This is a genomic window from Sphingomonas sp. SUN019, from assembly GCF_024758705.1.
Classification (GTDB): Bacteria; Pseudomonadota; Alphaproteobacteria; order Sphingomonadales; family Sphingomonadaceae; genus Sphingomonas.
In genome coordinates, this window is record NZ_CP096971.1 from 3,185,013 (window position 1) to 3,210,445 (window position 25,433).

Annotated in this window: 30 protein-coding genes and 1 tRNA gene; 14 read left to right on the plus strand and 17 right to left on the minus strand. The window is 65.9% G+C overall.

All coding sequences use genetic code 11. From position 1 onward, the window contains the following. Nucleotides 1-4: 4 nt before the first annotated feature. The gene (rnpA, locus tag M0208_RS15335; protein WP_258893277.1) at nucleotides 5-334 is read right to left on the minus strand and encodes a ribonuclease P protein component; all 330 of its coding nucleotides are present in this window, start codon (nucleotides 332-334) and stop codon (nucleotides 5-7) included. Next, entirely contained in the window at nucleotides 331-465 is a 135-nt protein-coding gene (gene rpmH, locus M0208_RS15340; protein ID WP_151956042.1) for a 50S ribosomal protein L34, read from the minus strand. Before rpmH ends, rnpA begins: the two co-directional genes overlap by 4 nt. Nucleotides 466-679: 214 nt before the next feature. Between rpmH and M0208_RS15345 the strand changes: the two genes are divergently transcribed. After that, nucleotides 680-2,188, plus strand: a complete 1,509-nt coding sequence (locus tag M0208_RS15345; RefSeq protein ID WP_258892540.1) for a YifB family Mg chelatase-like AAA ATPase — start codon at nucleotides 680-682, stop codon at nucleotides 2,186-2,188. Nucleotides 2,189-2,247: 59 nt separating this feature from the next. Here M0208_RS15345 and M0208_RS15350 read toward each other — a convergent pair whose 3' ends face one another. Next, the gene (locus M0208_RS15350; protein WP_258892541.1) at nucleotides 2,248-2,811 is read right to left on the minus strand and encodes a methylated-DNA--[protein]-cysteine S-methyltransferase; all 564 of its coding nucleotides are present in this window, start codon (nucleotides 2,809-2,811) and stop codon (nucleotides 2,248-2,250) included. Nucleotides 2,812-2,827: 16 nt separating this feature from the next. Next, nucleotides 2,828-2,904 (minus strand) — tRNA-Arg (locus M0208_RS15355). A gap of 56 nt (nucleotides 2,905-2,960) precedes the next feature. Here M0208_RS15355 and M0208_RS15360 point away from each other — a divergent pair. Continuing rightward, nucleotides 2,961-3,707 (plus strand): queuosine precursor transporter, encoded by a 747-nt coding sequence (locus M0208_RS15360; protein WP_258892542.1) that lies wholly within the window; start codon nucleotides 2,961-2,963, stop codon nucleotides 3,705-3,707. A gap of 1 nt (nucleotide 3,708) precedes the next feature. Here M0208_RS15360 and M0208_RS15365 read toward each other — a convergent pair whose 3' ends face one another. The 7 genes from M0208_RS15365 to M0208_RS15395 form a co-directional block, all read right to left on the minus strand. Further along, complete coding sequence (locus tag M0208_RS15365; RefSeq protein ID WP_258892543.1) at nucleotides 3,709-4,698, minus strand: class I SAM-dependent methyltransferase; 990 nt, start codon at nucleotides 4,696-4,698, stop codon at nucleotides 3,709-3,711. After that, the gene (gene purQ / locus M0208_RS15370; protein WP_258892544.1) at nucleotides 4,695-5,360 is read right to left on the minus strand and encodes a phosphoribosylformylglycinamidine synthase subunit PurQ; all 666 of its coding nucleotides are present in this window, start codon (nucleotides 5,358-5,360) and stop codon (nucleotides 4,695-4,697) included. Before purQ ends, M0208_RS15365 begins: the two co-directional genes overlap by 4 nt. Beyond that, nucleotides 5,357-5,587: a phosphoribosylformylglycinamidine synthase subunit PurS gene (purS, locus tag M0208_RS15375; RefSeq protein WP_258892545.1), complete on the minus strand. Its 231-nt coding sequence runs from the start codon at nucleotides 5,585-5,587 to the stop codon at nucleotides 5,357-5,359. The genes purQ and purS overlap by 4 nt, the downstream gene beginning before the upstream one ends. Then, nucleotides 5,587-6,366, minus strand: coding sequence for a phosphoribosylaminoimidazolesuccinocarboxamide synthase (gene purC, locus M0208_RS15380; protein WP_258892546.1), 780 nt, complete (start codon nucleotides 6,364-6,366; stop codon nucleotides 5,587-5,589). Before purC ends, purS begins: the two co-directional genes overlap by 1 nt. A gap of 131 nt (nucleotides 6,367-6,497) precedes the next feature. Then, nucleotides 6,498-6,917, minus strand: coding sequence for a VOC family protein (locus tag M0208_RS15385; RefSeq protein WP_258892547.1), 420 nt, complete (start codon nucleotides 6,915-6,917; stop codon nucleotides 6,498-6,500). Nucleotides 6,918-6,919: 2 nt separating this feature from the next. Beyond that, on the minus strand, nucleotides 6,920-7,774 hold the full coding sequence (locus M0208_RS15390; RefSeq protein ID WP_258892548.1) for a S9 family peptidase: 855 nt from the start codon (nucleotides 7,772-7,774) through the stop codon (nucleotides 6,920-6,922). Nucleotides 7,775-7,978: 204 nt separating this feature from the next. Then, nucleotides 7,979-8,155 carry a hypothetical protein gene (locus M0208_RS15395; protein ID WP_258892549.1) on the minus strand — a complete coding sequence of 59 codons (177 nt, stop codon included), beginning with the start codon at nucleotides 8,153-8,155 and terminating at the stop codon, nucleotides 7,979-7,981. Between the two features lie 115 nt (nucleotides 8,156-8,270). On the opposite strand from M0208_RS15395, the gene gcvA reads away from it, so the two are divergent. The 3 genes from gcvA (at nucleotide 8,271) to M0208_RS15410 (ending at nucleotide 13,207) form a co-directional block, all read left to right on the plus strand. Next, a complete protein-coding gene (gene gcvA / locus M0208_RS15400; RefSeq protein ID WP_258892550.1) occupies nucleotides 8,271-9,170 on the plus strand; it encodes a transcriptional regulator GcvA in 900 nt (299 codons plus the stop codon). 30 nt (nucleotides 9,171-9,200) lie between these two features. Next, nucleotides 9,201-11,438 carry a DNA topoisomerase IV subunit A gene (gene parC / locus M0208_RS15405; protein ID WP_258892551.1) on the plus strand — a complete coding sequence of 746 codons (2,238 nt, stop codon included), beginning with the start codon at nucleotides 9,201-9,203 and terminating at the stop codon, nucleotides 11,436-11,438. Nucleotides 11,439-11,578: 140 nt separating this feature from the next. After that, entirely contained in the window at nucleotides 11,579-13,207 is a 1,629-nt protein-coding gene (locus M0208_RS15410; protein WP_258892552.1) for a bifunctional diguanylate cyclase/phosphodiesterase, read from the plus strand. On the opposite strand, the gene M0208_RS15415 is transcribed toward M0208_RS15410, so the two are convergent. From M0208_RS15415 to M0208_RS15430, 4 genes are read right to left on the minus strand one after another with little or no spacing between them, the layout of a single operon-like run. Further along, on the minus strand, nucleotides 13,177-14,367 hold the full coding sequence (locus tag M0208_RS15415; protein WP_258892553.1) for a CCA tRNA nucleotidyltransferase: 1,191 nt from the start codon (nucleotides 14,365-14,367) through the stop codon (nucleotides 13,177-13,179). The two genes, M0208_RS15410 and M0208_RS15415, sit on opposite strands and share 31 nt — an antisense overlap. Further along, entirely contained in the window at nucleotides 14,355-14,942 is a 588-nt protein-coding gene (locus M0208_RS15420; protein ID WP_258892554.1) for a CoA pyrophosphatase, read from the minus strand. The genes M0208_RS15415 and M0208_RS15420 overlap by 13 nt, the downstream gene beginning before the upstream one ends. Beyond that, nucleotides 14,939-15,499, minus strand: a complete 561-nt coding sequence (locus M0208_RS15425; protein WP_258892555.1) for a DUF1285 domain-containing protein — start codon at nucleotides 15,497-15,499, stop codon at nucleotides 14,939-14,941. The genes M0208_RS15420 and M0208_RS15425 overlap by 4 nt, the downstream gene beginning before the upstream one ends. Before the next feature lie 39 nt (nucleotides 15,500-15,538). Next, complete coding sequence (locus M0208_RS15430) at nucleotides 15,539-16,039, minus strand: GNAT family N-acetyltransferase (protein ID WP_408988158.1); 501 nt, start codon at nucleotides 16,037-16,039, stop codon at nucleotides 15,539-15,541. A gap of 125 nt (nucleotides 16,040-16,164) precedes the next feature. On the opposite strand from M0208_RS15430, the gene M0208_RS15435 reads away from it, so the two are divergent. Then, nucleotides 16,165-16,533, plus strand: a complete 369-nt coding sequence (locus M0208_RS15435) for a dihydroneopterin aldolase (protein WP_258892557.1) — start codon at nucleotides 16,165-16,167, stop codon at nucleotides 16,531-16,533. A 26-nt stretch (nucleotides 16,534-16,559) separates the two neighbouring features. Here the strand turns inward: M0208_RS15435 and M0208_RS15440 are convergent, their stop codons facing one another. Continuing rightward, nucleotides 16,560-17,408, minus strand: coding sequence for a hypothetical protein (locus M0208_RS15440; RefSeq protein WP_258892558.1), 849 nt, complete (start codon nucleotides 17,406-17,408; stop codon nucleotides 16,560-16,562). Nucleotides 17,409-17,641: 233 nt separating this feature from the next. Here M0208_RS15440 and M0208_RS15445 point away from each other — a divergent pair, with 233 nt between their 5' ends. From M0208_RS15445 to M0208_RS15465, 5 genes are all read left to right on the plus strand, one after another. Beyond that, a complete protein-coding gene (locus tag M0208_RS15445) occupies nucleotides 17,642-18,295 on the plus strand; it encodes an energy transducer TonB (RefSeq protein ID WP_258892559.1) in 654 nt (217 codons plus the stop codon). Between the two features lie 42 nt (nucleotides 18,296-18,337). Further along, nucleotides 18,338-19,141 (plus strand): MotA/TolQ/ExbB proton channel family protein, encoded by an 804-nt coding sequence (locus M0208_RS15450; RefSeq protein WP_258892560.1) that lies wholly within the window; start codon nucleotides 18,338-18,340, stop codon nucleotides 19,139-19,141. 90 nt (nucleotides 19,142-19,231) lie between these two features. Then, nucleotides 19,232-19,711 (plus strand): biopolymer transporter ExbD, encoded by a 480-nt coding sequence (locus M0208_RS15455; protein ID WP_258892561.1) that lies wholly within the window; start codon nucleotides 19,232-19,234, stop codon nucleotides 19,709-19,711. 25 nt (nucleotides 19,712-19,736) lie between these two features. Continuing rightward, entirely contained in the window at nucleotides 19,737-20,165 is a 429-nt protein-coding gene (locus M0208_RS15460) for a biopolymer transporter ExbD (RefSeq protein ID WP_258892562.1), read from the plus strand. 214 nt (nucleotides 20,166-20,379) lie between these two features. Then, nucleotides 20,380-20,742: a tetratricopeptide repeat protein gene (locus M0208_RS15465; protein WP_258892563.1), complete on the plus strand. Its 363-nt coding sequence runs from the start codon at nucleotides 20,380-20,382 to the stop codon at nucleotides 20,740-20,742. An 830-nt stretch (nucleotides 20,743-21,572) separates the two neighbouring features. Here M0208_RS15465 and M0208_RS15470 read toward each other — a convergent pair. Beyond that, nucleotides 21,573-22,424, minus strand: coding sequence for an ABC transporter permease (locus tag M0208_RS15470; protein ID WP_258892564.1), 852 nt, complete (start codon nucleotides 22,422-22,424; stop codon nucleotides 21,573-21,575). Nucleotides 22,425-22,491: 67 nt separating this feature from the next. Here M0208_RS15470 and M0208_RS15475 point away from each other — a divergent pair, with 67 nt between their 5' ends. From M0208_RS15475 to M0208_RS15485, 3 genes are all read left to right on the plus strand, one after another. Further along, complete coding sequence (locus M0208_RS15475; RefSeq protein ID WP_258892565.1) at nucleotides 22,492-23,214, plus strand: GcrA family cell cycle regulator; 723 nt, start codon at nucleotides 22,492-22,494, stop codon at nucleotides 23,212-23,214. A gap of 144 nt (nucleotides 23,215-23,358) precedes the next feature. Continuing rightward, a complete protein-coding gene (locus M0208_RS15480) occupies nucleotides 23,359-23,775 on the plus strand; it encodes a TadE/TadG family type IV pilus assembly protein (protein ID WP_258892566.1) in 417 nt (138 codons plus the stop codon). Further along, nucleotides 23,772-25,418, plus strand: a complete 1,647-nt coding sequence (locus M0208_RS15485; protein WP_258892567.1) for a pilus assembly protein TadG-related protein — start codon at nucleotides 23,772-23,774, stop codon at nucleotides 25,416-25,418. Before M0208_RS15480 ends, M0208_RS15485 begins: the two co-directional genes overlap by 4 nt. Nucleotides 25,419-25,433 lie beyond the last annotated feature (15 nt).

Here is a 25,433-nt window from a genome sequence, read left to right on the forward strand (position 1 = left end):
CGCGTCACCGCGGCATCACCTTCTTCAACGCCTTGACAAGTTCATCATGCAAGACGTTGAATTGACGTTCGATGCCACCCGCGCGACCGATCAAGATGTGGTCCGCACCGATGATTCCGCGCTCCGGCAGCACGTCGCGCACGAGCGCGCGCAACCGGCGCTTCATCCGGTTGCGTACGACCGCGTTGCCGATTTTCTTGGTGACGGTGAACCCGACGCGCATCGTGTCGTCACCATCGCCGCGGGGGCGCACCAGCAGGACGAAGCCCGGCATCGGTGCGCGCTTTCCCGCATTCGCCGCAAGAAAATCGCGGCGTTCCGAGATGACTTTTATGCGGAGAGCTTCTTGCGGCCGCGGTTGCGGCGGGCGCGGATCACCGCACGGCCGCCGACCGTCGCCATCCGCGAGCGGAAGCCGTGACGGCGTGCGCGCACCAGGTTGCTGGGCTGAAAGGTCCGCTTCATCGTGCATTTCCCGAATCTGAAACATCAAAGGCCGCCACGAAGGACGGCCCGAACGGGGCTGCGCATACGGATGTGCGACGGGAAAGTCAACGAAGCGGCGGGGTACGACACGAGTCCGGATGTGGGGCAGGTGTCCTGTTGATACAAGACAGTCGGTGATCGCCGGTAGCAAGCGGTTGAAAAGCCGCTATCGTCGCCGCCAAACGGGGGTGGCATGGCGGCGATTGTTGCGACGGTGGCGTATCTGGGTCTGGAGGCGCGCGGCGTCGAGGTGCAGGTGCAATTGATCCCCGGGTTGCCCGCGTTCAACGTCGTCGGACTGGCCGACAAGGCGGTGGCGGAAAGCCGCGAGCGGGTGCGCGGCGCGATCGCCGGGATGGGGCTGGCGCTGCCGCCGAAGCGGATTGCGGTCAATTTGTCGCCGGCCGATCTGCCGAAGGAAGGATCGCATTTCGACCTGCCGATCGCGCTGGCGTTGCTGGCGGCGATGGGCATCGTCGATGCCGAGGCGCTGGCGGATTATGTCGTCGTCGGGGAATTGACGCTCGACGGGCGGCTTGCGCCGTCGCCGGGCGTGCTGCTCGCCGCGCTTCATGCGGCGGAGGAGGGCAAGGGGCTGATCTGTCCCGCGGCGCAAGGGTCGGAGGCAGCGTGGAGCGGATCGATCGAGGTCGTCGCGGCACCCGATCTGCTGGCGTTGCTCAACCATCTGAAGGGGCAGGGGTTGTTGTCCGCGCCCGCGGCGGGGGAGGTCGAGGCGCTGACGCACGGGCCGGACCTGAAACAGGTGAAGGGGCAGGAAACCGCCAAGCACGCGCTGGAGATCGCCGCGGCGGGCGGGCACAATCTCCTGATGGTGGGGCCGCCGGGGGCCGGAAAATCGCTGATGGCGGCATGCCTGCCGGGAATCCTTCCGCCGCTCGACGCGGCCGAGGCGCTTGAGGTCAGCATGGTCCAGTCGGTCGCGGGGACGCTGAGCGGCGGGCGGTTGACGCGCGCGCGGCCGTTCCGCTCGCCGCATCATTCCGCCTCCATGGCCGCGCTGACCGGGGGCGGGCTGAAGGTGAAGCCGGGCGAGGTCAGCCTCGCGCATCTGGGCGTGCTGTTTCTCGACGAGTTGCCCGAATTCCAGCGCGCGGTGCTCGATTCGCTGCGCCAGCCGCTGGAGACGGGGACGGTCAGCGTCGCGCGGGCGAATGCGCACGTCACCTTTCCGGCGCGGGTGCAACTGGTCGCCGCTATGAACCCGTGCCGTTGCGGGCATCTCGGCGACGCGTCGATGGCGTGTGCGCGCGCACCGAAATGCGCGGCTGACTATCAGGCGAAGGTGTCGGGGCCATTGCTCGACCGGATCGATTTGCACGTCGAGGTACAGGCGGTCAGCGCCGCCGATCTGATCCTGCCGCCGCCCGCAGAAGGATCGGCCGAGGTTCGCGCGCGGGTGGCGGTGGCGCGCGCGGTGCAGACGGCGCGCTATCGCGACCGCGGCGTGCGCACGAATGCCGAGGTCGAGGGCGCGCTGCTGGAGGAATTCACCACGCCCGACGAACCCGGTCGCAAGTTGCTGGCGCAGGCAGCGGAGGCGATGCGGCTGTCGGCGCGCGGTTATACCCGTATTTTACGCGTCGCACGGACGATCGCCGATCTCGCGGGGAGCGAGGGCGTCGGCCGCATCCATATCGCCGAGGCGTTAAGCTACCGCCGCCAGGCTCCGCGCAATTAGGGCGGGTCGCCATTCAGCCCGCGCGGGCCTGCAAAGAGCGATTTTCTGCGCTTCGGTGCTCACGTACCCAAAAGTACGCTGCGCTCCGATGCTCGAAAATCACCCTTTTCGGCTCCGCCTGGACTGAATGTCGATCCACCCTGAGGCGTTCCGCGTTCGAGCGCGAGCAGTTGTTCTTTCACGGCCAGGCCACCTGCGAAGCCGGTGAGCGCGCCGTTCGATCCGACGACGCGGTGGCACGGCGCGATGATCGAGATCGGATTGCGCCCGTTCGCAGCACCGACTGCACGCGAAGCAGTAGGACGGCCGATCGCCTGCGCGATCTGACCATAGCTGCGCGTCTCGCCATAGGGAATCGCGACTAGTTCGGCCCATACCTGTTGCTGGAAATCGGTGCCGCGAAAGTCGAGCGGGACGGTGAAGCGGGTCAGTTCGCCCGCGAAATAGGCGGCGAGCTGGCGATCGGTCTCGATCAGTAGCGGATGGTTCAGACCGTCCGCGCAAGCGCTCAAGCGCACGCGGCGCGGATCGTCGTTCGGCCACAGGATCGCGACGAGCGCCGCGTCGCTCGCGACCAACGTCAGCCGTCCTACGGGTGATTCGATCACCTTGCTAGCCAGCATCGTCGCTCTCCAATCTTGGCGCGCCCGGCTGGACTCGAACCAGCGACCACAAGCTTAGAAGGCTCGTGCTCTATCCATCTGAGCTACGGGCGCCCGCGCGTTCGTTAGCGCGGATTGCGGCGGTGCGAAACAGGCGGCATGGTCTGGGCATGAGCGAAGAGAATGGAATGCCGAAGGTGGTTGCGGCCGATGCCGTGGGGGCGGCGGGCTTTCGCTATTTCGATTTCGTGATGGCGGCGTTCGTCGCGATCCTGTTGCTGTCGAACGTGCTGGGCGCAGGGAAGGTCGCGGTCGTCCACTTGCCGGTGATCGGGGCGTGGCCGTTCGGGGCGGGCATCCTGTTCTTCCCGGTCAGCTATGTGATCGGCGACGTGCTGACCGAGGTATATGGCTATGCGCGGGCGCGGCGCGTGATCTGGGCCGGGTTTTCGGCGACGCTGTTCATGGCGCTGATGGCGTGGGTGGTGGTCGCGTTGCCGCCTGCGCCCGACTGGACCAACCAGGCGGCGTATGAAATTGTGTTCGGGCAGGTGCCGCGGATCGTGTTCGCCAGCATGTGCGCGTTCTGGGCGGGGGAGTTCGTCAATTCCTACGTCCTGGCGCGAATGAAGGTGTGGAGCGGCGGCCGGCATCTGTGGATGCGGACGATCGGGTCGACGATCGCGGGGCAAGGCGTCGACAGCCTGATCTTCTACCCGCTGGCGTTCTGGGGCGCGGCGGGGTGGACGACCGATCTGGTCGTCACCGTGCTGTTCACGCAATGGGCGCTGAAGATGGGGTGGGAGGCGCTGTTGACCCCTGTGACATACGGCGTGGTCGGATGGCTGAAGCGAGCGGAGGGGGTCGACGTGTTCGATCGCGAGACGGATTTCACGCCGTTCCGGGCGCGGGTGTAAGCTACTTCTTTCGTGCGATCAGCGAGTTGCCGCATGCCAGCGTCATGACCATTTCAGGCGAGAGGCTGGCCACCAGTCCCGTCCAGAACTCTCCTGTTGGCGATTCGGCGACAAGTTGACCGGCCGGCGTCGCTAGTAGGCGGGTATGCGCCGCCGGATCGCGTTGCGCGAGATCGGACAGCATCGCCGAGAGATACCAGGTGATCGAGTGCGCTGGCGTCTGGTTGGCCAAGGTATCGATCAATTCGATGTCGTATCCATCATCGAACATTCGACGGAGTCCGGCGCGCGTTGCATTGTAGTAATGCGATGGATAACCGTGAACAGGTTGCAGAAACGGCCAGTCGATAAAAACCTTACCGCCTGGTTTCAGCATCCGGCGAAATTCTTCCGCTACCTTCCACGGTTCTTCGACGTGCTCAAGTACAGCGAAACAACCGATCCCATCCAGTGATTCGGACGCAATCGGATAACGACTACCAGGTTCCATGATCAGGTCGGCAGATACGGACGGATAGACTTCGATATACAAGCAATTATCGGATTTAGTATGCCGACGGCCGCAGCCGATATCGGCATATAGCTTGTCCGGATTCTGTTCGACTTCGGTGACGAACGGTCCGAACCCGGCATTGGCGGATTCGGCATCATACGCCGCCAGATCATAGGTGGATGCACCATACAGGATTGGAAAAGCGTCTTTCTCCGCCGCAAAGCGAAAATTGCCTCTCGCCCCCTTCGACGCGTCGAGCACCGGTGCGAAGCGTTCATAGCGCCGATGAATACGAGATTTCATCGACGAGAAGGACGCCGCAGTCATCTGGCGCCGTCTTTCGGCCAGACCAAACTCGCGAAAATGTGCCGCGCCGTCGCCGCCGGACATGACATGCTGCGCGACGTCAGGGTTCGCCGCCAGATATCGGTCAAGGTCGAAATTTTCCGCGATCGCGGGCTCAAATTTGGGCGAAGGGCTTTTTTTCCAACGGCTCACGCAATCACCTCCAACAATCCTTCGAACAGGCGGCGGCCGTCGGTGCCGCCGTGGGCGGTTTCGATGCGGCGTTCGGGGTGGGGCATCAGGCCCAGCACGTTGCCCGCGTCGTTCAGGATGCCCGCGATCCGCCGCGCGCTGCCATTCACTTCCTCGGCGTAGCGGAAGGCGATGCGGCCTTCACCTTCGAGCCGATCGAGCGTCGCGGCGTCGGCGAAGTAATTGCCGTCATGGTGCGCGACCGGGATGCTGATCGTCTCGCCAGCCGAATAGCGCGCGGTGAAGGCGCTTTGCGTGTTCTCCACCGTGAGCGCGACGTCGCGGCAGACGAAGTTCAGGCCAGCGTTGCGCATCAAGGCGCCGGGGAGGAGACCGGCTTCGGTCAGCACCTGGAAGCCGTTGCAGATGCCGATTACCGGCAGACCCTTCGCGGCTTCGTCCGTCACCGCGCGCAGGATCGGTGACCGCGCGGCCATCGCGCCCGACCGAAGATAGTCGCCATATGAAAAGCCGCCGGGGAGCGCGACGAGGCCGATTCCGTCGGGCAATTCGGTCTCGCGGTGCCACACCATCACCGGCTTGACGCCGGTCACCGCCTCCAGCGCGACGGCGATATCGCGGTCGCAGTTGGAGCCGGGGAAGACGACGACCGCGGTCTTCATGCGCGCGATACTCGGTAGTTTTCGATCACGGTGTTGGCGAGCAGCTTCTGGCACATCGCGTCGACCTGTTCGTCGGTCACGTCATCGGTGAGATCGAGTTCGATCAGCTTGCCGACACGCGCGCCATCGACGCCCGCAAAGCCGAGGCTGGCGAGCGCGTGTTCGATCGCCTTGCCCTGCGGATCGAGCACGCCGGGCTTCAGCGTGACATGGACGGTCAGCTTCATCACTTCCCCCGGCGCTTGCGGTGGCTTTCGAGATCGAGCACCGCCGAATCCTCGCCCTCGGGCAGCAGGCCCAGGCGGCGTGCGACCTCCTGATAGGCCTCCGCCTCGCCGCCAAGGTCACGGCGGAAGCGGTCCTTGTCGAGCTTCTCGCTGGTTTCCATGTCCCAAAGGCGGCAGCAATCGGGGCTGATCTCGTCCGCCAGGATGATGCGGCCGTAGTCGTTATCCCAGATGCGGCCGAACTCCAGCTTGAAGTCCACGAGGCGGATGCCGACCCCGGCGAACAGGCCGCACAGGAAATCGTTGATGCGGATCGACAGGTCGGCGATGTCGTGCATCTCCTCCTGCGTCGCCCAGCCGAAAGCGGCGATATGTTCGTCGGTGATCATCGGATCGCCGAGTTCGTCCGATTTGTAGGCATATTCGATGATCGTGCGGGGCAGCTTCGTGCCCTCCTCGATCCCGAGCCGCTTCGACAGCGTGCCCGCCGCGACATTGCGCACCATCACCTCGATCGGGACGATCTCGACCTGGCGGATTAGTTGTTCGCGCATATTGAGACGGCGGATGAAGTGCGTCGGAACGCCGATATGGTCGAGCAGGGTGAAGATGTGCTCGGAAATGCGGTTGTTGAGCACGCCCTTGCCGCTGATCGTGCCCTTCTTCTGGGCGTTGAACGCGGTGGCGTCGTCCTTGAAATACTGGATCAGGGTGCCGGGTTCCGGCCCCTCGTAGAGGATCTTCGCCTTGCCTTCGTAGATCTGCCGGCGACGCGCCATCGCATTACCCCTGAAATATTTCGCCCCGGCGGCGCGAATGGGCCGCGCGGCCGGGGCTGGAATCGGGCCGGGCTATAGGGGAAGGGGGGCGGGGGTGCAATCGGGGCTTCCCCGCGCGAAAGTCGCAGTCGCTAGTCAAATCGCTCATATCGCGGTGGAGGGTTCTGATCATAGTGCGCGAGCCGCGACGCCAGCGACCCCAGGTGAATTTCGAGTTTGTGACCGTCGGGATCGAGGAAATAAAGCGAACCGCCTTCGCTGCGATTGTCCCGCCAGATAGTTGCGCGTTCGCGAATCTTGGCGCTCAAGGCATCGAAATCGGCAGCGTCGACGCTGAATGCGGCATGGGTGTAGTCGGCGTGCGGTCCTTGGCGTGTGGCGGGATCGCTTGACAGGCACAGCCACGTCGCGCCGATCTCCAGATAGGCCCCGCTTTCCCATCTCGCGCAAATGCGACATCCGAGCACGTCGCGGTAGAAATGGATCGATCGTTCGAGATCGCTAACCGCAAAGGTCAGGTGATTGAGGCCGGTGAGCGCTGGCTCGTTCATCGCTATTGCTTCCCGGATTCGCTTAACGCTGCGCGGATCAGGCGCTTCGTCTCTCCCCACGCTAGCGTTTCCGGGGCGATCAATTCGACGTGGCCGGTGTCGGGGATGGTGTGGAGAATCACCTTGTCCCCGGCCTTGCTCGCCTTCGCAATGTAGTTGGTGGCCATCCGATACGGGATGATGCGGTCTTCGCGGCCGTTGATGAGGTCTTGCGGCACGCCGATCGGCAGGAGGCGGGGGATCGAGGTGTCGGTGTAGGGATCGGTGCGACCGGTTCCCACGAGTTTGGCGATCACTTCGGTGCCGCAGCCGTTGTCGGGGCTGGCGGCGGTTGCTTCGAGGTCGGGAAGGCCGCCGAGGCTGATGACGTGGGCGATCTTGAGTGGCTTGGCGGTGCGGAGCGGGCTGGTCTTCGGAAGCTTGCTACGGCCCGCCAGCCACAGCGCGAGGTGGCCGCCCGCGGAATGGCCGACCGCGACGACACGAGTCAGGTCGAGATTGTATTTCTTTGCGTCGACAGCGAGTTGGTCGGCCGCCTGTGCCGCATCCGTGAAGGTGCCGGGGTAACCGCCGCCGTCGCGATCGACGCCGCGATAGTCGATGTTCCATACCGCGATTCCGTCGGCGCGGAGATCGGCGGCGATCCAGTCCATCAGCTTGCGGTCGGCGATGCTGGTCTGCCAGCAGCCGCCATGGACCATCAGCACGACCGGGCGCTTTACCGTACGTTTGGGGAGCCAGACGTCGACCTTCTGCATCCGGTCGGGACCGTAGGAGACGGTTGCGTCGGGCGTGGGGCGCGGGCGGCTGGTTAGGTCTGGCCAGGTCAGAGGAGTGAAGGATTTGGCGGCGGCCATCGCGGCGAGGTTCGACGGGATCAGCGTCAGGATTGCAAGCGCCGCAAACCAGATGCGGAACCGTGAATGTTGTGAATGTTGAGACGCTGGAGCGGTTTTCTCAACGTTCGCGGTGGAGCGTGGATGTGAGGGGCGGGAGGGGCGTGTCCGGAACATCGCCGGGACGGTGCCACAACCCGCCCGTTGTAGGAAAATTGTTTCGCATCAATGTTTGACGGGCCGACGGTCACGATCGTCCGGCGTGCGCCATGGCGCATCGAACTGATATTCATGCAGGCGCGCCAGACCCATCCCGATCGAGCGGAACAGCTTATTGATATCCCGGGCGAAAGCATTCTGGTGATCGGCCCAGTCGCGGGTGAGGAAATCGTCTCGCATCATTCGAACCTCCTGTGTCGGGCGGGGATTGCCGCCCGGCAAGAGATGGAACAAATCACGATTCGCCGCCAACAAATCGATGGACCATCGTTATAAGGCAGGCTTATCATCTCACGCCATGCGACGTCTGCCGCCACTGTCCGCCGTCCGGGTATTCGAGGCGGCGGCGCGTCACCAGAATTTCACCGCCGCCGCGGCCGAGCTGGGAATGACGCAGGCGGCGGTAAGCTATCAGATCAAGCTGTTGGAGGAGCGGCTGGGCGCGGCGCTGTTCCGGCGCGAGAAGAAGCGCGTGGTGCTGACCGAGGCGGGAAGCCGCGCAGCGCCTGCGCTGACGCGCGCGTTCGATTCGATCGATGCGACGTTCGCGGCGGTGCGGGCGGAGGATGAGGGGCTGCTGACCGTGTCCACCTCCAACACCTTCGCCAACACCTGGCTGGCGTGGCGGTTGGGGTCTTTTCAGATGGCGCATCCCGAGATGGCGGTGCGGCTCCACACCAGCGACGCGATGGTCGATTTCGCGGCGGACGAGGTGGATGTCGCGGTCCGCGCGGGACTGGGGCCGTGGCCCGACGTGGCGCAGGATCTGCTGATGCGGATCGACTTCACCCCGATGTGCAGCCCGTCGTTCCTGGCGGCGCAGGGCGGCAGCCTGACCCCGGCGGACCTGCCGCGGATGTTGCTGATCAGCCCACAGGATCCGTGGTGGCTGTGGTGGCTGCAGGAGGCCGGAGTGGAGGTGCCGGGCGGTGTGCTGCGTCCGGGCGTGCGGCTCGATTCGCAGGCGCATGAGGGCAATGCGGCGATCGCGGGACAGGGGATGGCGATCCTGACGCCGTTCTTCTGGCGCAACGATCTGGCCGAGGGGCGGCTGGTGCGGCCGTTCGCGCAAGTGTCGACGCGCGATTACGGGTATTGGCTGGTCTATCCCGAACATCGCCGCCGCGTGCCGAAGATCGCGCGCTTCCGCGAATGGCTGCTGGCGGAGATCGCGAAGGACCGCGCGCTGCTGGCGTGAGCGGAGGCGCGCTGCTACCCAGCGAAACATATGGCCACCGACTTCGCAGAACCGCCGATCGGCATCCTCGACGCGCCGTTCGATTCCGCCCTTTCCGAACGCTATCTGGTCTATGCGCTGTCGACGATCACCGCGCGGTCGTTGCCCGATGTGCGCGATGGGCTGAAGCCTGTTCACAGACGGTTGTTGTGGGCGATGCGGCTGCTGCGGCTCGATCCGAGCCAGGGATATAAGAAGTGCGCGCGTGTCGTGGGCGACGTGATCGGCAAATATCACCCGCATGGCGACCAGTCGGTCTATGACGCGATGGTGCGGCTCGCGCAGACGTTTTCGCTGCGCTATCCGCTGGTCGACGGGCAGGGCAATTTCGGCAACATCGACGGCGATAACGCAGCTGCATACCGCTATACCGAGGCGCGGCTGACGCAGGTTGCGATCGACCTGATGGATGGGCTGGACGAGGACGCCGTCGCCTATAAACCGACGTACAATAACGAGGATCAGGAGCCGGAACTGTTTCCGGGGATGTTCCCGAACCTGCTGGCGAACGGCGCGAGCGGGATTGCGGTCGGGATGGCGACGAGCATTCCGCCGCACAATGCCGCGGAACTGCTCGATGCGGCGATCGCGCTGATCGACGACGCGGACGCCGATCCGCTGGCGTTCGTGAAGGGACCGGATTTCCCGACCGGCGGGCTGGTGGTCGATGCTCCGGTTGCGCTACGCGAGGCCTATGCCACCGGGCGCGGGAGTTTCCGGGTGCGCGCGCGCTGGTCGGTGGAGCGCGAGAAGGGCGGGGGGTGGCAGGTTGTCGTCACCGAAATCCCGTACGGCGTGCAGAAGGGCAAGCTGATCGAGCAGATCGCCGAACTGATCAACGCCAAACGGCTGCCGATCCTGGCCGACGTGCGGGACGAATCGGATGAGCAGGTGCGGCTGGTGCTGGAGCCGCGCAGCCGCACGGTCGACGTGTCGGTGATGATGGACGGGCTGTTTCGGCTGTCCGATCTGGAAACACGCGTGCCGCTGAACCTGAACGTGCTGGACAGCCGGCGGACGCCACGGGTGATGAGCCTGAAGGAGGCGCTGGCGGCGTGGGTCGAGCATCAGTTCGTGGTGCTGCGGCGCAAGACCGAGCATCGGCTGGGCAAGATCGCCGATCGGCTCGAATTGGTGGCGGGCTACATCATCGCCTACCTCAACCTTGACCGCGTGATTGCGATCATCCGCGCCGAGGACGAGCCGAAGCCGGTGCTGATCGCGGAGTTCGAGCTGACCGACCGGCAGGCCGAGGCGATCCTGAACATGCGGCTGCGGTCGTTGCGCAAGCTGGAGGAAATGGAGCTGCGATCGGAGCGCGCGAAGCTGGAGAAAGAGCAGGCGGAACTGACGACCTTGCTTGGCTCCGAGGCGCGGCAACGGACGCGGATGAAGCGAGATCTGACGAAGATCCGTGATCGCTATGGGCTGGAGACTGTGCTCGGCGCGCGGCGGACGACGATCGAGGAGGCCGCACCGACGCGCGACATCCCGCTGGAGGCGATGATCGAGCGCGAGCCGGTGACGATTATCCTCTCACAGCGCGGCTGGGTGCGCGCGATGCGCGGCCACGTCGAACTGTCCGCGCCCGAGACGATGAAGTTCAAGGAGGGCGACGGTCCGGCCTATGCGTTTCATGCGCATACTACGGACAAGTTGCTGCTGGCGGCGGAGAACGGGCGGTTCTTCACGTTGGCGGCCGATAAGCTGCCGGGCGGGCGCGGGTTCGGGGAGCCGGTGCGGGCAACGATCGACCTGGACGGCAGCGTCGGGATCGTGGCGTTTCTGCGCGCTGGGAAAACGGAGAAGATGCTGGTCGCGGCGAGCGACGGGCGCGGGTTCGTGGTGCGCGCGGCGGACGTGATTGCGGAAACGCGCAAGGGCAAGACCGTGATGACCCCGCGGCCCGGTGCAAAGCTGGCGCTGGTCCGGCCGATCGCGGCGGAGGCGGATTATGTCGCGGCGATCGGCGACAACCGGAAGATGCTGGTGTTCCCGCTGAACGAAGTCGCCGAACTGTCGCGCGGACAGGGGGTGCAGTTGCAGCGGTATCGCGATGGCGGGATGTCCGACGCGGTGGCGTTCCGCTTCGCCGACGGGCTTAGCTGGACGATGCGCGGCGAGAGCGCGCGCACGCGGACTGAAAGCGACCTGAATCCGTGGCGCGCGGCGCGCGGGGCGGCGGGACGGATGCCGCCCAGCGGCTTTCCGCGCGACAACCGGTTCTGAGTGGAACGCGAAAAATTGTAAAAAATAACGCCCGCGCCGTTCCGGTTTAGGGCGAATTAACCCCGCGCACCTAGTGCGTCGGTATGGCATCGACGGCATCCCTGAAGGAAACGCCGCGGCCGAGCGTCGTTCCTGCTGGAATGACGGCGGCCGAAGGTGCGCTCGAATTGCTGCCGATCCCTGCGGTGATCGTCGGCTTCGACGGCGCGCGCATGGTGTTCGAGATGCCGAACCGCTTGTTCCGGCGCCTTGGCTTCGATGCGAGCGCCGAACAATCGCCGCTGGCGACTGACCTGGGCGCGCGCATCGCGGCGTTCCTGGAAAACGACGCCGGGCGCGAGGAGTTCACCTGGCGGACCGGCAGCGCGGTCGAGCAGCGCCAGTTCGCGGTGACGCTGGCGCGTGTGTCGTTCCGGACCGAGCCGCGCTGCTTCGTGGGACTGGTCGACCAGACCGGCGAGATGCGCACCGCGCTGAACCTGCGGCGCGAAATGACCACCGACAGCCTGACCGGTCTGCCCAATCGCGGTGGTTTCGGTGATCGGCTGGAGGCGCTGATCGATGCGGGCGACACGTCCTACGCGGTGCTGGTCATCGATCTCGACCGCTTCAACCGGGTGAATGCGTGCCTTGGCAATTTGGCCGGGGATGAATTGTTGATCACGGTCGCGCGGCGGATCAAGAGCGCGCTGCGCGCCGGCGACATGCTGGCGCGAATCGGCGGCGACGAGTTCGGCATATTGATCGCCGTCGACGAAGCGCCGATCGAGGCGGAGCAGGTCGCGCGGCGGATCCGCGCGGCGCTGGCCACGCCATTCCGGCTGAGCGATTTCGAGATTCGCGTGTCGGCCTCGATCGGCATCGCGTTCGGCGACGAATCGATCGACGAACCCGAAAGCGTGATCCGGCAGGCGCAATTCGCGGTGCGGCGGTCCAAGCAGAGCGGCGAGGCCGAACCGTATCAACCAAAGGCGTTCGACCGTGCGCGCGAACAATTCGCGATGGAAACCGCGCTGCGGCGCGCGATCGAGGCGCGCCAGCTGACGCTGCACTATCAACCGATCTGCGACCTATCGAGCGGGCGGATCGTAGCGTTCGAATCGCTCGCGCGCTGGACCGATGACGACGGTCGCGAGGTTTCGCCGACCGAATTCATCCCGGTCGCCGAAGAATCCGGTCTGATCGTGCAGCTTGGGCGGTGGGCGATCGACGAGGCGCTGGGGACGCTGGCGGCGTGGGATTGGCGCGCCGGCGGCGATTGCGGCGTCAATATCGCGGTCAACCTGTCCGCCATCCAGTTGCAGCGCGACGCGATCGCGCCGCTGGTCGATTCGGCGCTGCGGCGGCATGGGTTGCAAGGGCATCGGCTGAAGTTGGAGCTGACCGAAAGCGCGCTGATCGCCGACCCCGACCGGATCGCGACCGTGCTCCATGCGCTGAAGGCGTTGGGCACGCAGCTGGCGATGGACGATTTCGGGACGGGTTATTCCAACCTGGGCTATCTGCAGAGCCTGCCGATCGACGTCCTGAAGATCGACCGCAGTTTCGTCACCGGGATGCTGGTTAGCCGCGACAAGGTGGCGATCGTCCGTGCGGTGCTGGGGCTGGCCGCGGCATTGGGCATGGAAACCGTGGCGGAGGGGATCGAGACGCTGGAACTGGGGCAGACGCTGGCCGCGCTCGGCTGCACGTATGGGCAAGGCTATGCGTATGCGCGCCCGTTGCCCGCCGACGAAGCCTATGCGTTGCTGGCGGAGCGCAACGCCTGAGCGACGATTTCGTCCGCGATCTGCCGCGTGCGTGCGGCGTCGGGGAAACCTTCGCCGATCCAGCGGGTCTCGATCGCGCGCAATGCCTGCGCGACGTCCGGCCCCTTCGCCAGACCGCGTTCGACCAATGCGCCGCCATTGATCGGTAGCCGCGGCGGATTCCATTCGGTGATTGCGTCGACCGGCGCATCGGCCAGAAGAAGGCGGTCGATCGCCTGCGGCTGGCCGACCCGGTAGGCGAGCGCACGCGGTCCCTCGTCACCCGGACCGGCGGTGGCGGCGATCAATCGCTTGCGATCGTTGTTGGACAGTTTCAGCCGCGCGCCGACCGCCTCCGCCGCCTGCGGAGCGATCAGCGACGCAAGGCGGCGGATCGGGTCGGGGGCGACGCCCGTCGCTGCTTCATGACCAGCGAGCGCCGCAAAGCGGGACGCGTCCGAAATCTCTGGCAGAACGGGGCGGAAGATCCCGCGGTCGATCATCAGCGTGACCACCGGGACGGCGTTCTTCGCGACCAGCAGTTTCAGTACTTCCGCCGCGATCCGTTCGCGCGACAACGCCATCAGATCGTTGGCGCGCGCGGTGCAGGCGGCAAGGCCGGCTTCGTCGATGGCCGCACCGAAGCGGGCGTGGAAGCGGAAGAAGCGCAGGATGCGGAGGTGGTCTTCGGCGATGCGCCGATACGGATCGCCGATGAAACGCACGCGGCCGGCGCGCAGATCGTCGATGCCGCCGAAATAGTCGAAAATCTCACCGCTTAGCGGGTCGGCGTAGAGTGCGTTCATCGTGAAGTCGCGTCGCGCCGCGTCCTCGCGCCAATCGTCGGTGAACGCGACGGTGGCGTGGCGGCCGTCGGTCGTCACGTCGCGGCGCAGCGTCGTCACCTCCACGACCGTGCCGTTCGACACGGCGGTGATGGTGCCGTGTGCGATGCCGGTCGGGATCGCCTTGATCCGTTTCGCCTCCAGCCGGTCGACGACGTCGGCCGGCGCATGTCGCGTGGCGATGTCGATGTCCGAGACGTCGAGACCAAGCAGCGTATCGCGCACCGCGCCGCCGACGAAGCGAGCGTCGCCGTGCGCGCCGCCGAGCGCATCGGCGAGCTGGTCGAGACCCGCGCGATGCCGCCACGGTGCGTCGGGCAGCGTCATGCGGTCCATGCGAGCCGCCGCGACAGGTTGACGATCATTCCCGCGGTCGCACCCCAGATCCGGCGGTCCTGCCACGGAATCTCGAAATAGCGCCGTTCGCGGCCCTCCCACATCGCACTGGCCGCGACATGGTTCGCGGGATCGAGCAGATAGTCGAGCGGCACCTCGAATACGCTCGCCACCTCCGCCTCGGACGGCACGAGCGGCAGATCGGCGGGAATGACCCCGATGACGGGCGTGATGCTGTAGCCCGTGCCCGTGCGATACAGGTCGGCGACGCCGATCACCTCCACCGCGGAGGGCGGGAGCGCGATTTCCTCATCGGCTTCGCGCAACGCGGCGGCGATCGCGTCCTCGCCGGGATCGATGCGGCCGCCGGGGAAGGCGACCTGCCCGGCGTGTTTGCGCAGCGTTTCGGTGCGTTGCGTCAGGATCACGCCGGGACGCGCGCGATCGGTGATCGGCACCAGGACGGCGGCCGATACCAGCGCCGCATGATCCGCAAGATCGCCGTGGTCGCCCGGCAGCAACGCCCGATCTCGCTCGACGACCAGCGCGGCGGCGATCCGCTCGGCCAGCGTCATGGCTGCAGCGGGAAGAACGCGCCGTCGCTCCACACGCCGGGGGTGGCGTCATCGCCGGAGAGGGCGCGTTCGGCCAGATCATAATAGACGCTGCGCACGACCAGCGCCTCCAGCCCGCCGCGGACGTGAAGATACGGGTGCGGTCCGTCGTCCTGCTCGACGAAGCGCAAGGGATGCTCGGCCGACGCGGTGACCAGGTCGCCGGTGTTGAGCCGGAAGGCGAGCTTCGCGGCTTTGCCCTCACCCTCGACCTTCATCTCGACAGCGACGAACGGCGCATCCTCGACCGCGATATCGAGCTTTTCGACCGGGGTGACCAGGACGTAGCCGCCATCCGGTTCGCGGCGCAGGATGCGGCTGAAGGCGCGGACCATCGCCGGGCGGCCGATCGGCGATCCCTGATGGAACCATGTTCCGTCGCGCGCGATCCGCATGTCGCTGTCGCCGCAATGCGTCGGGTTCCAGCGTTCGACCGGAGGCAGGCGATCGTCCTCCGCCAGCCGCGCGATATCGGCGACGCTCAGGCTATCGAAATCGGGCGGCGGGGCCATCGGCATGGGGGCGGGGTAGGGTAGCGAACAACGCCGGTAAAGGGGTCAGGCGGTGACGCCGACCCGTGGCCCGACGACGCCCGCACCGTATGGCGCTGTGTCGCCGCGGGCGAGCAGGCGGCGCGGTTCGACCGGTCCAGGCAACCGCCAGCCGGCCGTGCGTTCGGCGCTGAAGCCGAAGAAGCGGCCATAATATTCCGGGTCGCCGATCAGCATCAATGCGTGGTCCGGGACGGTCGCGAGCGCGGCGCGCATCAGCGCCCGCCCGATCCCGTTATGTTGAAGTTCGGGCGCGACGGCGACCGGGCCGACCAACGTCAGCGGGATGCGCAACCCCTGGTCGCCGATGAACAGCAGCGGCCAAAGCTGGATCGAGCCGATCAGTTCGCCATCCGCCATCGCAGCCAGGCTGGGGCCGGTCAGCGCCGTGACGCCTTCCCGCAGCCGATAGGCGGTGCGGGTGTGACGGTCGACGCCGAATGCGCGGTCGAGCAAATGCTCCACCGTCTGCGGATCGATCGTTTCCAGCGCGACCAGATCGGCCAAATGCACCTCCATGCCCGCGCCATCGGTCCGGCGGGCGGCGCGCTTTAACCGTCCGCTGTGTGAACGCAAGCCGAACGACACCGCGCTCCTTCCGCCGCGTCACAACTGTCGCTAAGGCGCGCGGCGTGGAAGATACCCTTGAACTCGACGTGCACGATCTGGAGGTGCCGGTGCTGACCGGCATCTATTCCGAAGAGACGCATCTGCCGCAGCCGCTGCGCATCTCGCTGAGCGTGTTGCTGGATGCGCCCGATCGCTTCGCGCACGACACGCCGCTGTCTGCGTCGAAGAACTACCTCGACCTGAAACACGCTGCGACCGCCTTGCCGGGGGGGGTGCATTTCACGCTGATCGAGGGCGTCGCCGATCACATCGCCGAGACACTCTTCCTGCAGGACAAGCGTGTGCGCCGGGTGACGGTCAAGATCGTCAAGCTGGCGATCGCCGAAGCGGGCGAATCGATCGGCGTCACGATGGTGCGTCACCGGCGCTGAGGCTGTCTGAGAATTCGCGAAATACGCTATCCGCGGCCGCACGGCCCCAATTGCTCCAGCACGAACGAATAATCCTCGCGCGCCTTCGCCGCATCGTCCGGCGCGATCGATTCGGTGCTGCGTTCCGGCAGGTCGCGCGGCAGGCCGCAGGCGAGGCGATACCATAACAATGTGTCGCGGCGCGGCGGGCCGGCCGAATCGTCGACGATTTCCGACAGCGCGACCGCCCAGCGCGGCGCTTCGCCCGGGCGGCGCAGGATCGACAGCGATACAGGGCGGCGATCGGCGGTGGCCAGGAACACCTGCGTTTCGCCTTCTCCGGGCAGCGAACCGGCGACATGGAAGGCGTTGCCGACCCCGGTGATGTCGGGCGGCGCGTCGGTGGCAACCAGTTCGCCGACGATCTTACGCGCCAGCGCGTCGGTGGACGGCGACCAGGCGCGTTGCGCGCCGGGAGTGACGAGTTGCACCTGATTGGCACGGCCGGCGACCGGACGGGCGAACAGCAGTACGCGGGTTTTCTTGTATTTGGGGATACGGCCGTCCGAATCTAGCGGCGCATCAAGCAGATAGCCGACGCGTGGCGGGATCGCGCCGGGGCCGCGGACCAGCGCGGTCACATCCGCCTCGACATAGAAGCGCGCGACGCCCGGCGGGACGGCGGCGGCCTCTGCGCCCTTGATCCGGCTGGTCGAACGGATCGTGGCGTCGATCACCAGCGGACTGCCGATCACCAGTTCCGCGAGATCGGCATAATCGGGTCCGGCGGCGGGAACTGCGACTCCGGACGGAACCGGTTGCGCCTGCGCGGCGTAGGGGGAAAGGAGAAGCGCGGCGAGGAGTGCGGCGCAGGGCGAGCTTAGGGGCGACATCATGACGTCAATAATAGCGCCGAGGCATCTGAACGTTATAGAAATAAAACCGTCACGTCGCGATTGTACGTTTGTTGCGTCCGACAAAGCGTTTGCGTGTCACACGGGGTCGCGATAGGACTCGCACTCTGACGGCGTTGCGGTTAGCGCCGAACAGACGGGTGTGCCCTTCCGACGCTACGGAAAAGGCAGCCTGGCCCCTAGCGGCCCTAGGGATGAGGGAGTTTCTTTGCTGAATGGCCTATGCTGACCAGAAGATGAGCGGGAACAAGATCGTCGCGATCGTTATCGTCGCGTTGATCCATGCGGTTCTCGGCTACGCCTTCGTCACCGGCCTCGCGTTTCAATACGTGAAGAAGGTGTCGGAGAAGCTGAACACGTTCGACGTCGAGGAGCCACCGCCCCCGCCGCCGGACGAACCGCCGCCCCCGCCGCCAGACATTCCGTTGACGCCGCCGCCGGTCGTGTCGCCGCCGCCGATCGTGATGACGCCATCCCCACCGGTGGTGATCAATACGACCCCGGTGCCGCCGCCACCCATGCCGCCGGTCGCCGTCGCCGTGCCGGTTCCTCCGCCGCCAGCAGCCCCGCGCGTGTCGCAGGCGGCAGGGCTGAAGGGTAACCCGGGGCAGTTCTTCGGCGCGGACAACTATCCGCCGTCGGCGCTGCGTGCGGGTGAAGCGGGGCGCGTCGTCGCATCGCTCACCGTGGGCGTGGATGGTCGCGTGACGGACTGTGTCGTCTCGACGTCGAGCGGCAGTTCGGCGCTCGATCAGGCGACGTGCCGGATCGCGCGCAGCCGGGTCCGGTTCTCGCCGGCGAAGGACGACAACGGCGCTCCGATCGCGTCGAAATACACGTTGCCGGTGCGCTGGCAGATTCCGGAATAACCGCGCCGCTGCGCGCACGACCATCTAGAGGAAAGACTCGCTATGATCATCAATATCCTGGCAGCGGCCGGCAACGCTGCCGCCCCCGCTGGCGAAAACCCGTACGGCCTGGGCGCCGCGCTCGAACAGGGCGGCATCATCGCCCAGACCGTGTTCGGCATCCTGGTGCTGTTCTCGGTCGTTTCGTTCTACATCATGTTCACCAAGCTGTTCGAGCAACAGAAAATCATCAACCAGTACAAGCGGATGCGTGCTGGCTTCTGGAACGCAAACTCGCTGCGCGAGGGATCGGCCAAGCTCGAGAAGAATTCCGCGTACAAGCAGATCGTCGACGACGGTCTGGCCGCGCAGGAGCAGCACACCAAGCTGACCGATCCGGTCGAGGCGCATGACTGGCTGCACGGTTCGCTGGGCCGCTCGGAAAACGCGATCAACTCGAAGCTGGGCGGCGGTCTCGCCTTCCTGGCGACGGTCGGCGCGACCGCGCCGTTCATCGGGCTGTTCGGCACGGTGGTCGGCATCTACCGCGCACTGGTGAAGATCGGCGCGGCGGGACAGGCATCGATCGACGCGGTCGCAGGCCCGGTCGGCGAGGCGCTGATCATGACCGCGCTCGGCCTGGTCGTCGCGGTTCCCGCGGTGCTCGGCTACAACTGGCTGCAGCGTCGCAACAAGGCGATCGCGGAAGATCTCTCGGCGTTTTCGAACGACGTGCTGGGCTACCTCGCGTCGAACGGCGCGGTTCGTCCGGCCTTCGCCGGTGCGGCCAAGACCGCTCCGACGAAGCCCGTCGCCGCGACGACGACCACGGCCGGCCAGACCGGTGGCGTGCAGACCCGCGCATAAGCACTACTTTCGGGGTCGTCGTACCGGCGACCCCGATTACGCGACGCCCGCTGTCGGGACGGAGCGAATAATGGATAGGATGTATCGCACATGGCGATGAGCGTTGGTGACAACACAGATACGCCGATGTCGGACATCAACACGACGCCGCTGGTCGACGTCATGCTGGTGCTTCTGATCATCTTTCTGATCGCGGTTCCGGTCGTGATCCAGACCGTCAAGGTCGAACTGCCAAAGGTTCGTTTCGACCCGACGACGACCAAGCCCGAGAACGTCTCGCTGTCGATCACCAGCGACGGCAGCGGCGCCTGCAAGGTGTATTGGGGCATGACCCCGGTGACGCATCAGGAACTGCTCGATCGTGCGGTCGCCAAGCTGAAGGCGGAAATCGCGCGTCAGGGCGGCATCGGCAACCCGGATCTCGAACTGCCCGAGGCGCATGTGCGCGGCGACGTGAACACGCCGTGGCGCTGCATCGGCGGCGCGATCTTCAATATGCAGATGGCCGGTTTCGCGAAGGTCGGCTTCATTTCGGAACCGCCGCCGGGCACCGGCGTGACGCGGCTCTGAATCAGGCCATCAGGAGTAATTTGACATGGCAATGAGTGGCGGCAACGACGATGGCGAGCCGATGATGGAACTGAACATGACGCCGTTGATCGACGTCCTGCTCGTTCTGATCATCATGTTCATCATCACCATTCCGATCCAATCGCACGCGGTGAAGGTCGATCTTCCGCAGAACGACCCGAATGCGGTGAAGCCCCCGGTCGAACCGGACAAGAACAAGATCTCGATCGATCCCGCGGGAACGGTGGCGTGGAACGGCCAGCCGGTCGACGAAGTGACGCTGCGGCAATATCTGAACATCGCCGCGTCGCTGAAGCCGGAACCCGAACTGCACTTCCAGCCCGATCCGGCGGCGCGTTACGAAGTGGTCGATCGTACCCTGGCGGTGGTGAAACGGTCGAACATCACGAAGCTCGGCTTCATCGGCAACGAGCAGTTCTACAAGGAATTCTGATCGCCTTGGCGATCGGTCGATCCCGACGACGCAGGCCGCCGATATATCGGTCGGCACATTCAAAGGGCGGTCCCGCGGGGCCGCCCTTTTTCTTTGCCGAACCGCAATTCGGCCCGCCTCGATCTTGCGCATGTTTCACGAAAGTGACATACCAGTGTCACAAAAGTGAAATGGTGATGTAACGTCATCGTCATTTAAGTGAGGAGGTGGGATGATGCGCACGATAGTAGCGGCGGCGACGCTCTCGTTGATGGTGGCCAGCCCGGCGCTTGCCGACTCAACCGCACCGCGCGACCGCACCGGGTACCGCGCGATCGCAGCGGGCGATCTGGCGCTGGCGGAACGCGATCTGGTCGCCGAACGCCGAATCTTCCCGCAGCGCCCGGAACTCATGCTCAACCTCGCGGCGGTCTATGCGCGCACCGGGCGGGTCGCCGAGGCGCGTGCGCTGTACGATGCGGCGCTGAATGCGCCTGCCGTCGAACTCGACATATCGGGCGGAAAGGTGGCGACGTCGCACGAGGTAGCGCGAGCGGGGCAGGCGATGCTGAGCAGCGGACAGATCGCCTCGCGGTGAGCCGGGTGATGGGGTGACGACCGGCCAGCGGCGTACGGCGTGCGACTGGTCATCACCACACGCCCAGATTGACGACATTGCTTACCGTTTTGGCGCCAGCGCGAAGGTTCGCGCTTCTCCCGCGTGAACGCGCGCCGCCACGGCCAGACACGACGAATGGGCGAGCGTCAGCGCGGTGCGCGCAAGTGCCGGGCGGGCCATCAGACTATCGCGACCTACCGGCGTAGTAGCTAGGCCGCAGACTCATCAGCGCGGAGCGACGGCCGCATGGAATCGCGCTCGACCAGAGTCGCGCGCGAGACCGTATCGTTCCAGCAGTTTCGCCACGTCGGCCCAGACCGCAGCGCGCAGAAGATGCCCTTCGACAAGCGCCGGTCATGGCCATGCGCCACGCCTCACGGCTTGTTGAGCAGCCGCGGCTCGATCAATATCGGCTCATGCCGTTGCGGAATCAGCCAGGCGCGTTTTCGTCTAGCCGTCACGGCGGACCAGCAACCCAGCAAGCTGCGAGCAGCCAAACTGGCATGGCCCAAGCTACGAGAGGCAATCCGACGTAGAAGCCAAGACGAGCCCTCTCCGTTTCAGGGCCGAAGCTGTCACCGAATACAATTGCGTCGCGGAGTTACATCACCACAGAATTTGAAACGAGAGGCTTGCCCCCGTCACAGCAGCGCACCGCCTCCGTCAAGTCTCTGGCCGCCTTCCGCCTACATAGCCGATACCTACGCCTAGGATCAGGAAGGCGAGAAGGAAGAGGACAGGGCCCATACCCCAGCCGACCGCCCGGCTGAAAGACGCGCTGGCCAGATCTTCATTTATGGGTTCACACCTTAGTTCTTCAGCTTCCACCCGCTCCGCAGCAGCGCGTAGCACAGCGCCGCGAGCGCCACGTCTAGCGCCAGGATCAGGATGCTCCCCAGCAGCACCGGCGAATCGGCGATGCCGAGGAATCCGTAGCGAAAGCCGGAGATGATGTAGAAGAACGGGTTCGCGTGGCTGATCGCGTGGAACGTCGGGGAAAGCTTGTCGACCGAATAGAACGTGCCCGACATCAGCGTCAGCGGCGCGACGACAAAATTTGTCACCGCGGCGGCGTGATCGAACTTCTCCGCCCAGATCGAGGTCAGCACCCCGATCAGCGCGAGGAACACCGCGCCGAGCAAGCCGAACCACAATACCGCAATTGGATGCACGGGCGTCACATGGACGCCGGGCCACAGCAGCATCGCCAGCCACACCGTGCCGCCGACCATGAATGCGCGTGTCACTGCGCCGCCGACCAGCGCCGCCAGCAATTCCGCATTCGACAGCGGCGGCATCAGATAATCGACGATCGTGCCCTGGATCTTCCCCACCAGCAATGAGAAGCTGGCGTTGGCGAACGCGTTGTTGAGCATGCCCATCACGATCAGGCCGGGCGCGACGAAATCGGCGAACGCCACCTTTTCGCCGCCGACCGGCACTTCGCTGCGCGCGCCCAGCGCGACCGTAAAAATGATCAGATACAAGAGTGTCGTGATCGCTGGCGCCCAGACAGTCTGGAGCTGCACCTTGAAGAAACGCCGCACCTCCTTCACATAGAGGGTCTTCAGGCCGCCCCAGTTCACGTTCCGGATCACCGGGACGCCCGGGGCGTTTCTGACCATCGACGGAATCTCGCCGATTGGGGGCTGGCTGCTCATCGTCAGGTCGCGTAACCGCTGCCGACGCCGCCCGCAACCCGGCGCTGTGCAAGGAACGACACAAGCAATGTCCTGGACCGAAGAGCGCATCGCGACGCTGAAGCAGATGTGGGAAGGCGGCCAGACCGCGAGTCAGATCGCAGAGGCGCTGGGCGGGGTCAGCCGCAACGCCGTCATCGGCAAGGCGCATCGCCTGGCGCTGCAGGCGCGCCCGTCGCCGGTGGTGCCGAAAGAGGTCGAGGCCAAGCCCGCCGCCGCTGCGCCGCCGCCGCCCAAGCCTGCACCGGCCCCCAGGCCCGCACCGGAGCCCGAGCCCGCAGTCGTGGTGGCCGCGCCGCCGTCGCCGCCGCCCGCCGCGCCCGAACCTGCGCCCGAACCTGCGCAACGTCCGGTGATGACCGAAGCCGCGCCGATTACGGTGACGACCAACATGGACCCGAAGCCCGCCGGGAATCAGCCGATCCTGCGTTCGGTCGGTCCGGGCGGTTTCCTTCGCCAGGCGCCGGGCGAACAGCAGGCGCCGATCACCCCCGCCCCGCCGCGGCGGCTGGTTCCGGCCAAGCCGTCGGCCGAGATTGCGGGCAAGACGTCGTTGCTCGACCTGAGCGACAAGGTCTGCAAATGGCCGCTGGGCCATCCCGGCGAACCCGATTTCCATTTCTGCGGTGAGAAGGTGAACCCCGGCTTTCCGTATTGCGTCGCGCATTGCGGCCATGCGTATCAGGCGCAGTTGCCGCGTCGCGACCGCCGCGCGCCGCCAATCCCGTTCGGCGGCCCCCGCGCACGGTGATTCGCGCATGATCGATCCGGATCGGTGGTTAACCGGTCCGGGCGCCTCCGGGCGACATTACGTAACTTCCGTAACGATCGCCAAAGCGGCCCGACCGATCGCCTAACCCCCCGCGGCGCATAACGCGCTGCGAAGGGAAGGCGTGTGCGACGGTTCCGATCATTCCATCAAGACGAGCGCGGCGCGACGATCGTCGAATTCGCGCTTGTCCTGCCGCTGCTGGCGATGCTGCTGCTCGGCATCCTAGGCTATGGCCAGTATTTCCTGCTGGCGCATTCGGCGCAGCAGCTGGCCAACGACGCCGCGCGCGCGACCGTCGCGGGACTCAGCCCCGGCGAGCGCCTGACGATAGCGAACGCCGCGGTTGCGCGATCGCTCTCGACCTTGCCCGAGTTGAAACCGCAGACGGTCAGCCTGGCGGTGACCGAAGCGTCCGAACTGGTGACCGTGCGGGTGCGGATCGACGCCAGCGGCAATCCCATGTTCCGCGTGCCGCTGGTGCCGATGCCGGATCCGTTGATCGAGCGCCGGGCGGTGGTGCGGCAGGGAGGGTTCGGGTGAGCGCGCTGCGCCGTCTGCTTCGCGATCAACGCGGCGGGGCCGGAATCATGGTCGCTGCGGCAATGCCGATCCTGATCGGGATGGGGGCGCTGGCGGTCGACGTCGGGTCGGTCCAGCTCGAGACGCGGCGGCTGCAGGGCATCGCCGATGCGGCCGCGATCGCCGCGGCGAGCAATCCAGGCAATGCGCAGGGCGCGGCCGAGGCGGTCGTCGCCGCGAACTGGGCGCGTCCCGTCACGGTTCGCACGACGGCGGGAACCTATTCCGCCGATCAGACGCAAGCGCAGGCGAACCGCTTCGTCGCCGGTGGCGCGAGTCCAGACGCCGCGCGGGTGGTGCTGGAGGCGCAGTCGCCGACGTTTCTGGCCGCGATTTTCGGCCAGCGATCGGTCACGATCGCGCGGCACGCGACGGCGGCGCGGCAACGGCTGGCGGCGTTTTCGATCGGGTCGCGGCTCGCCTCGCTCGACGGCGGAATCCTCAACGCCTATCTCGGTGCGCTGACCGGGAGCAGCCTGTCGCTGTCGGTAGCGGATTATCAGGCGCTGGCGTCCGCCAACGTCGATCTGTTCAGCTATCTGCCGCTATTGAAGTCGAGTGCGAATCTGGACGCCGCGACGTTCGACGACGTGTTGAAAAGCCAGGTGTCGACGCCGCAGGCGCTGAGCGCGCTGGCCGCTGCGCTCGACGCGAAGGGCAGTACGCAGGCGGCGAATGCGGTGCGATCGCTGTTGAACGTCTCGGGCGGACGGTCGGTGGCGTTGAATGCGCTGATCGATGCGGGGCCGTTCAGGAACGCATCGTCGGGCGGAACGGGCATCGCCAGCGTCGATGGACTGGCGTTCGTCACCGCGCTGCTGCAACTGGCGTCGCCGTCGCGGCAGGTATCGCTGGATCTTGGCGCGGGCGTGCCGGGGCTCGCATCGACTCGAATCAGCCTGGCGATCGGTGAGCGTGAACAGCAATCGCCGTGGATCGCGATCAGCGCCGCGGGCACGCCGATCGTCCGCACGGCGCAGGTGCGGCTGTATGTGCGGACGCGGGTCGAAGCGACGGGACTGGACGGGCTGTCGGGGCTCGCGAAGATCAACCTGCCCATCCTGGTCGAGCTGGCGAGCGCGGAAGGGAAACTGAACGCGATCGACTGCGCGACCCCGACGACGCGTAGCGTGACTCTGGACGCAAGGACCGACATCGGCAGCGCGTCGCTGGGCACGATCGACGAGACCCGGCTGGCGGATTTCTCCACCGCGCTGACGCCGTCCGAAGCGACGCTGGTTCAGGCGCTGCTGTTGCTGGAGGTGAAGGGCAAGTCCAGGATTTCACTGGGCGCAGCCGAACCGTGGAAGGCGCTTCGCTTCTCGCAGGACGAGATCGATCGCGGCGTGCGCAAGACCGTGCAGAGCAGCACGCCGGTAGCCGGGGTTGCGACATCGCTGCTGACGCAGGCCGACCTGCGCCTCAGTCCGGTGCCCCTGCCGCTCAGTCCGATCCTGCGATCGGTCGGCGGCGCGCTTAATGCGGCCGCACCGGCGCTGGACAGTCTCTTGATGGTCACGACCGGAACGCTGGGCGTCGGTCTGGGCGAAGCGGACCTTCGCGTCACCGGAATGCGGTGCGGAACCGCGGTGTTGGTCGCATAATTGACGAACGACGAA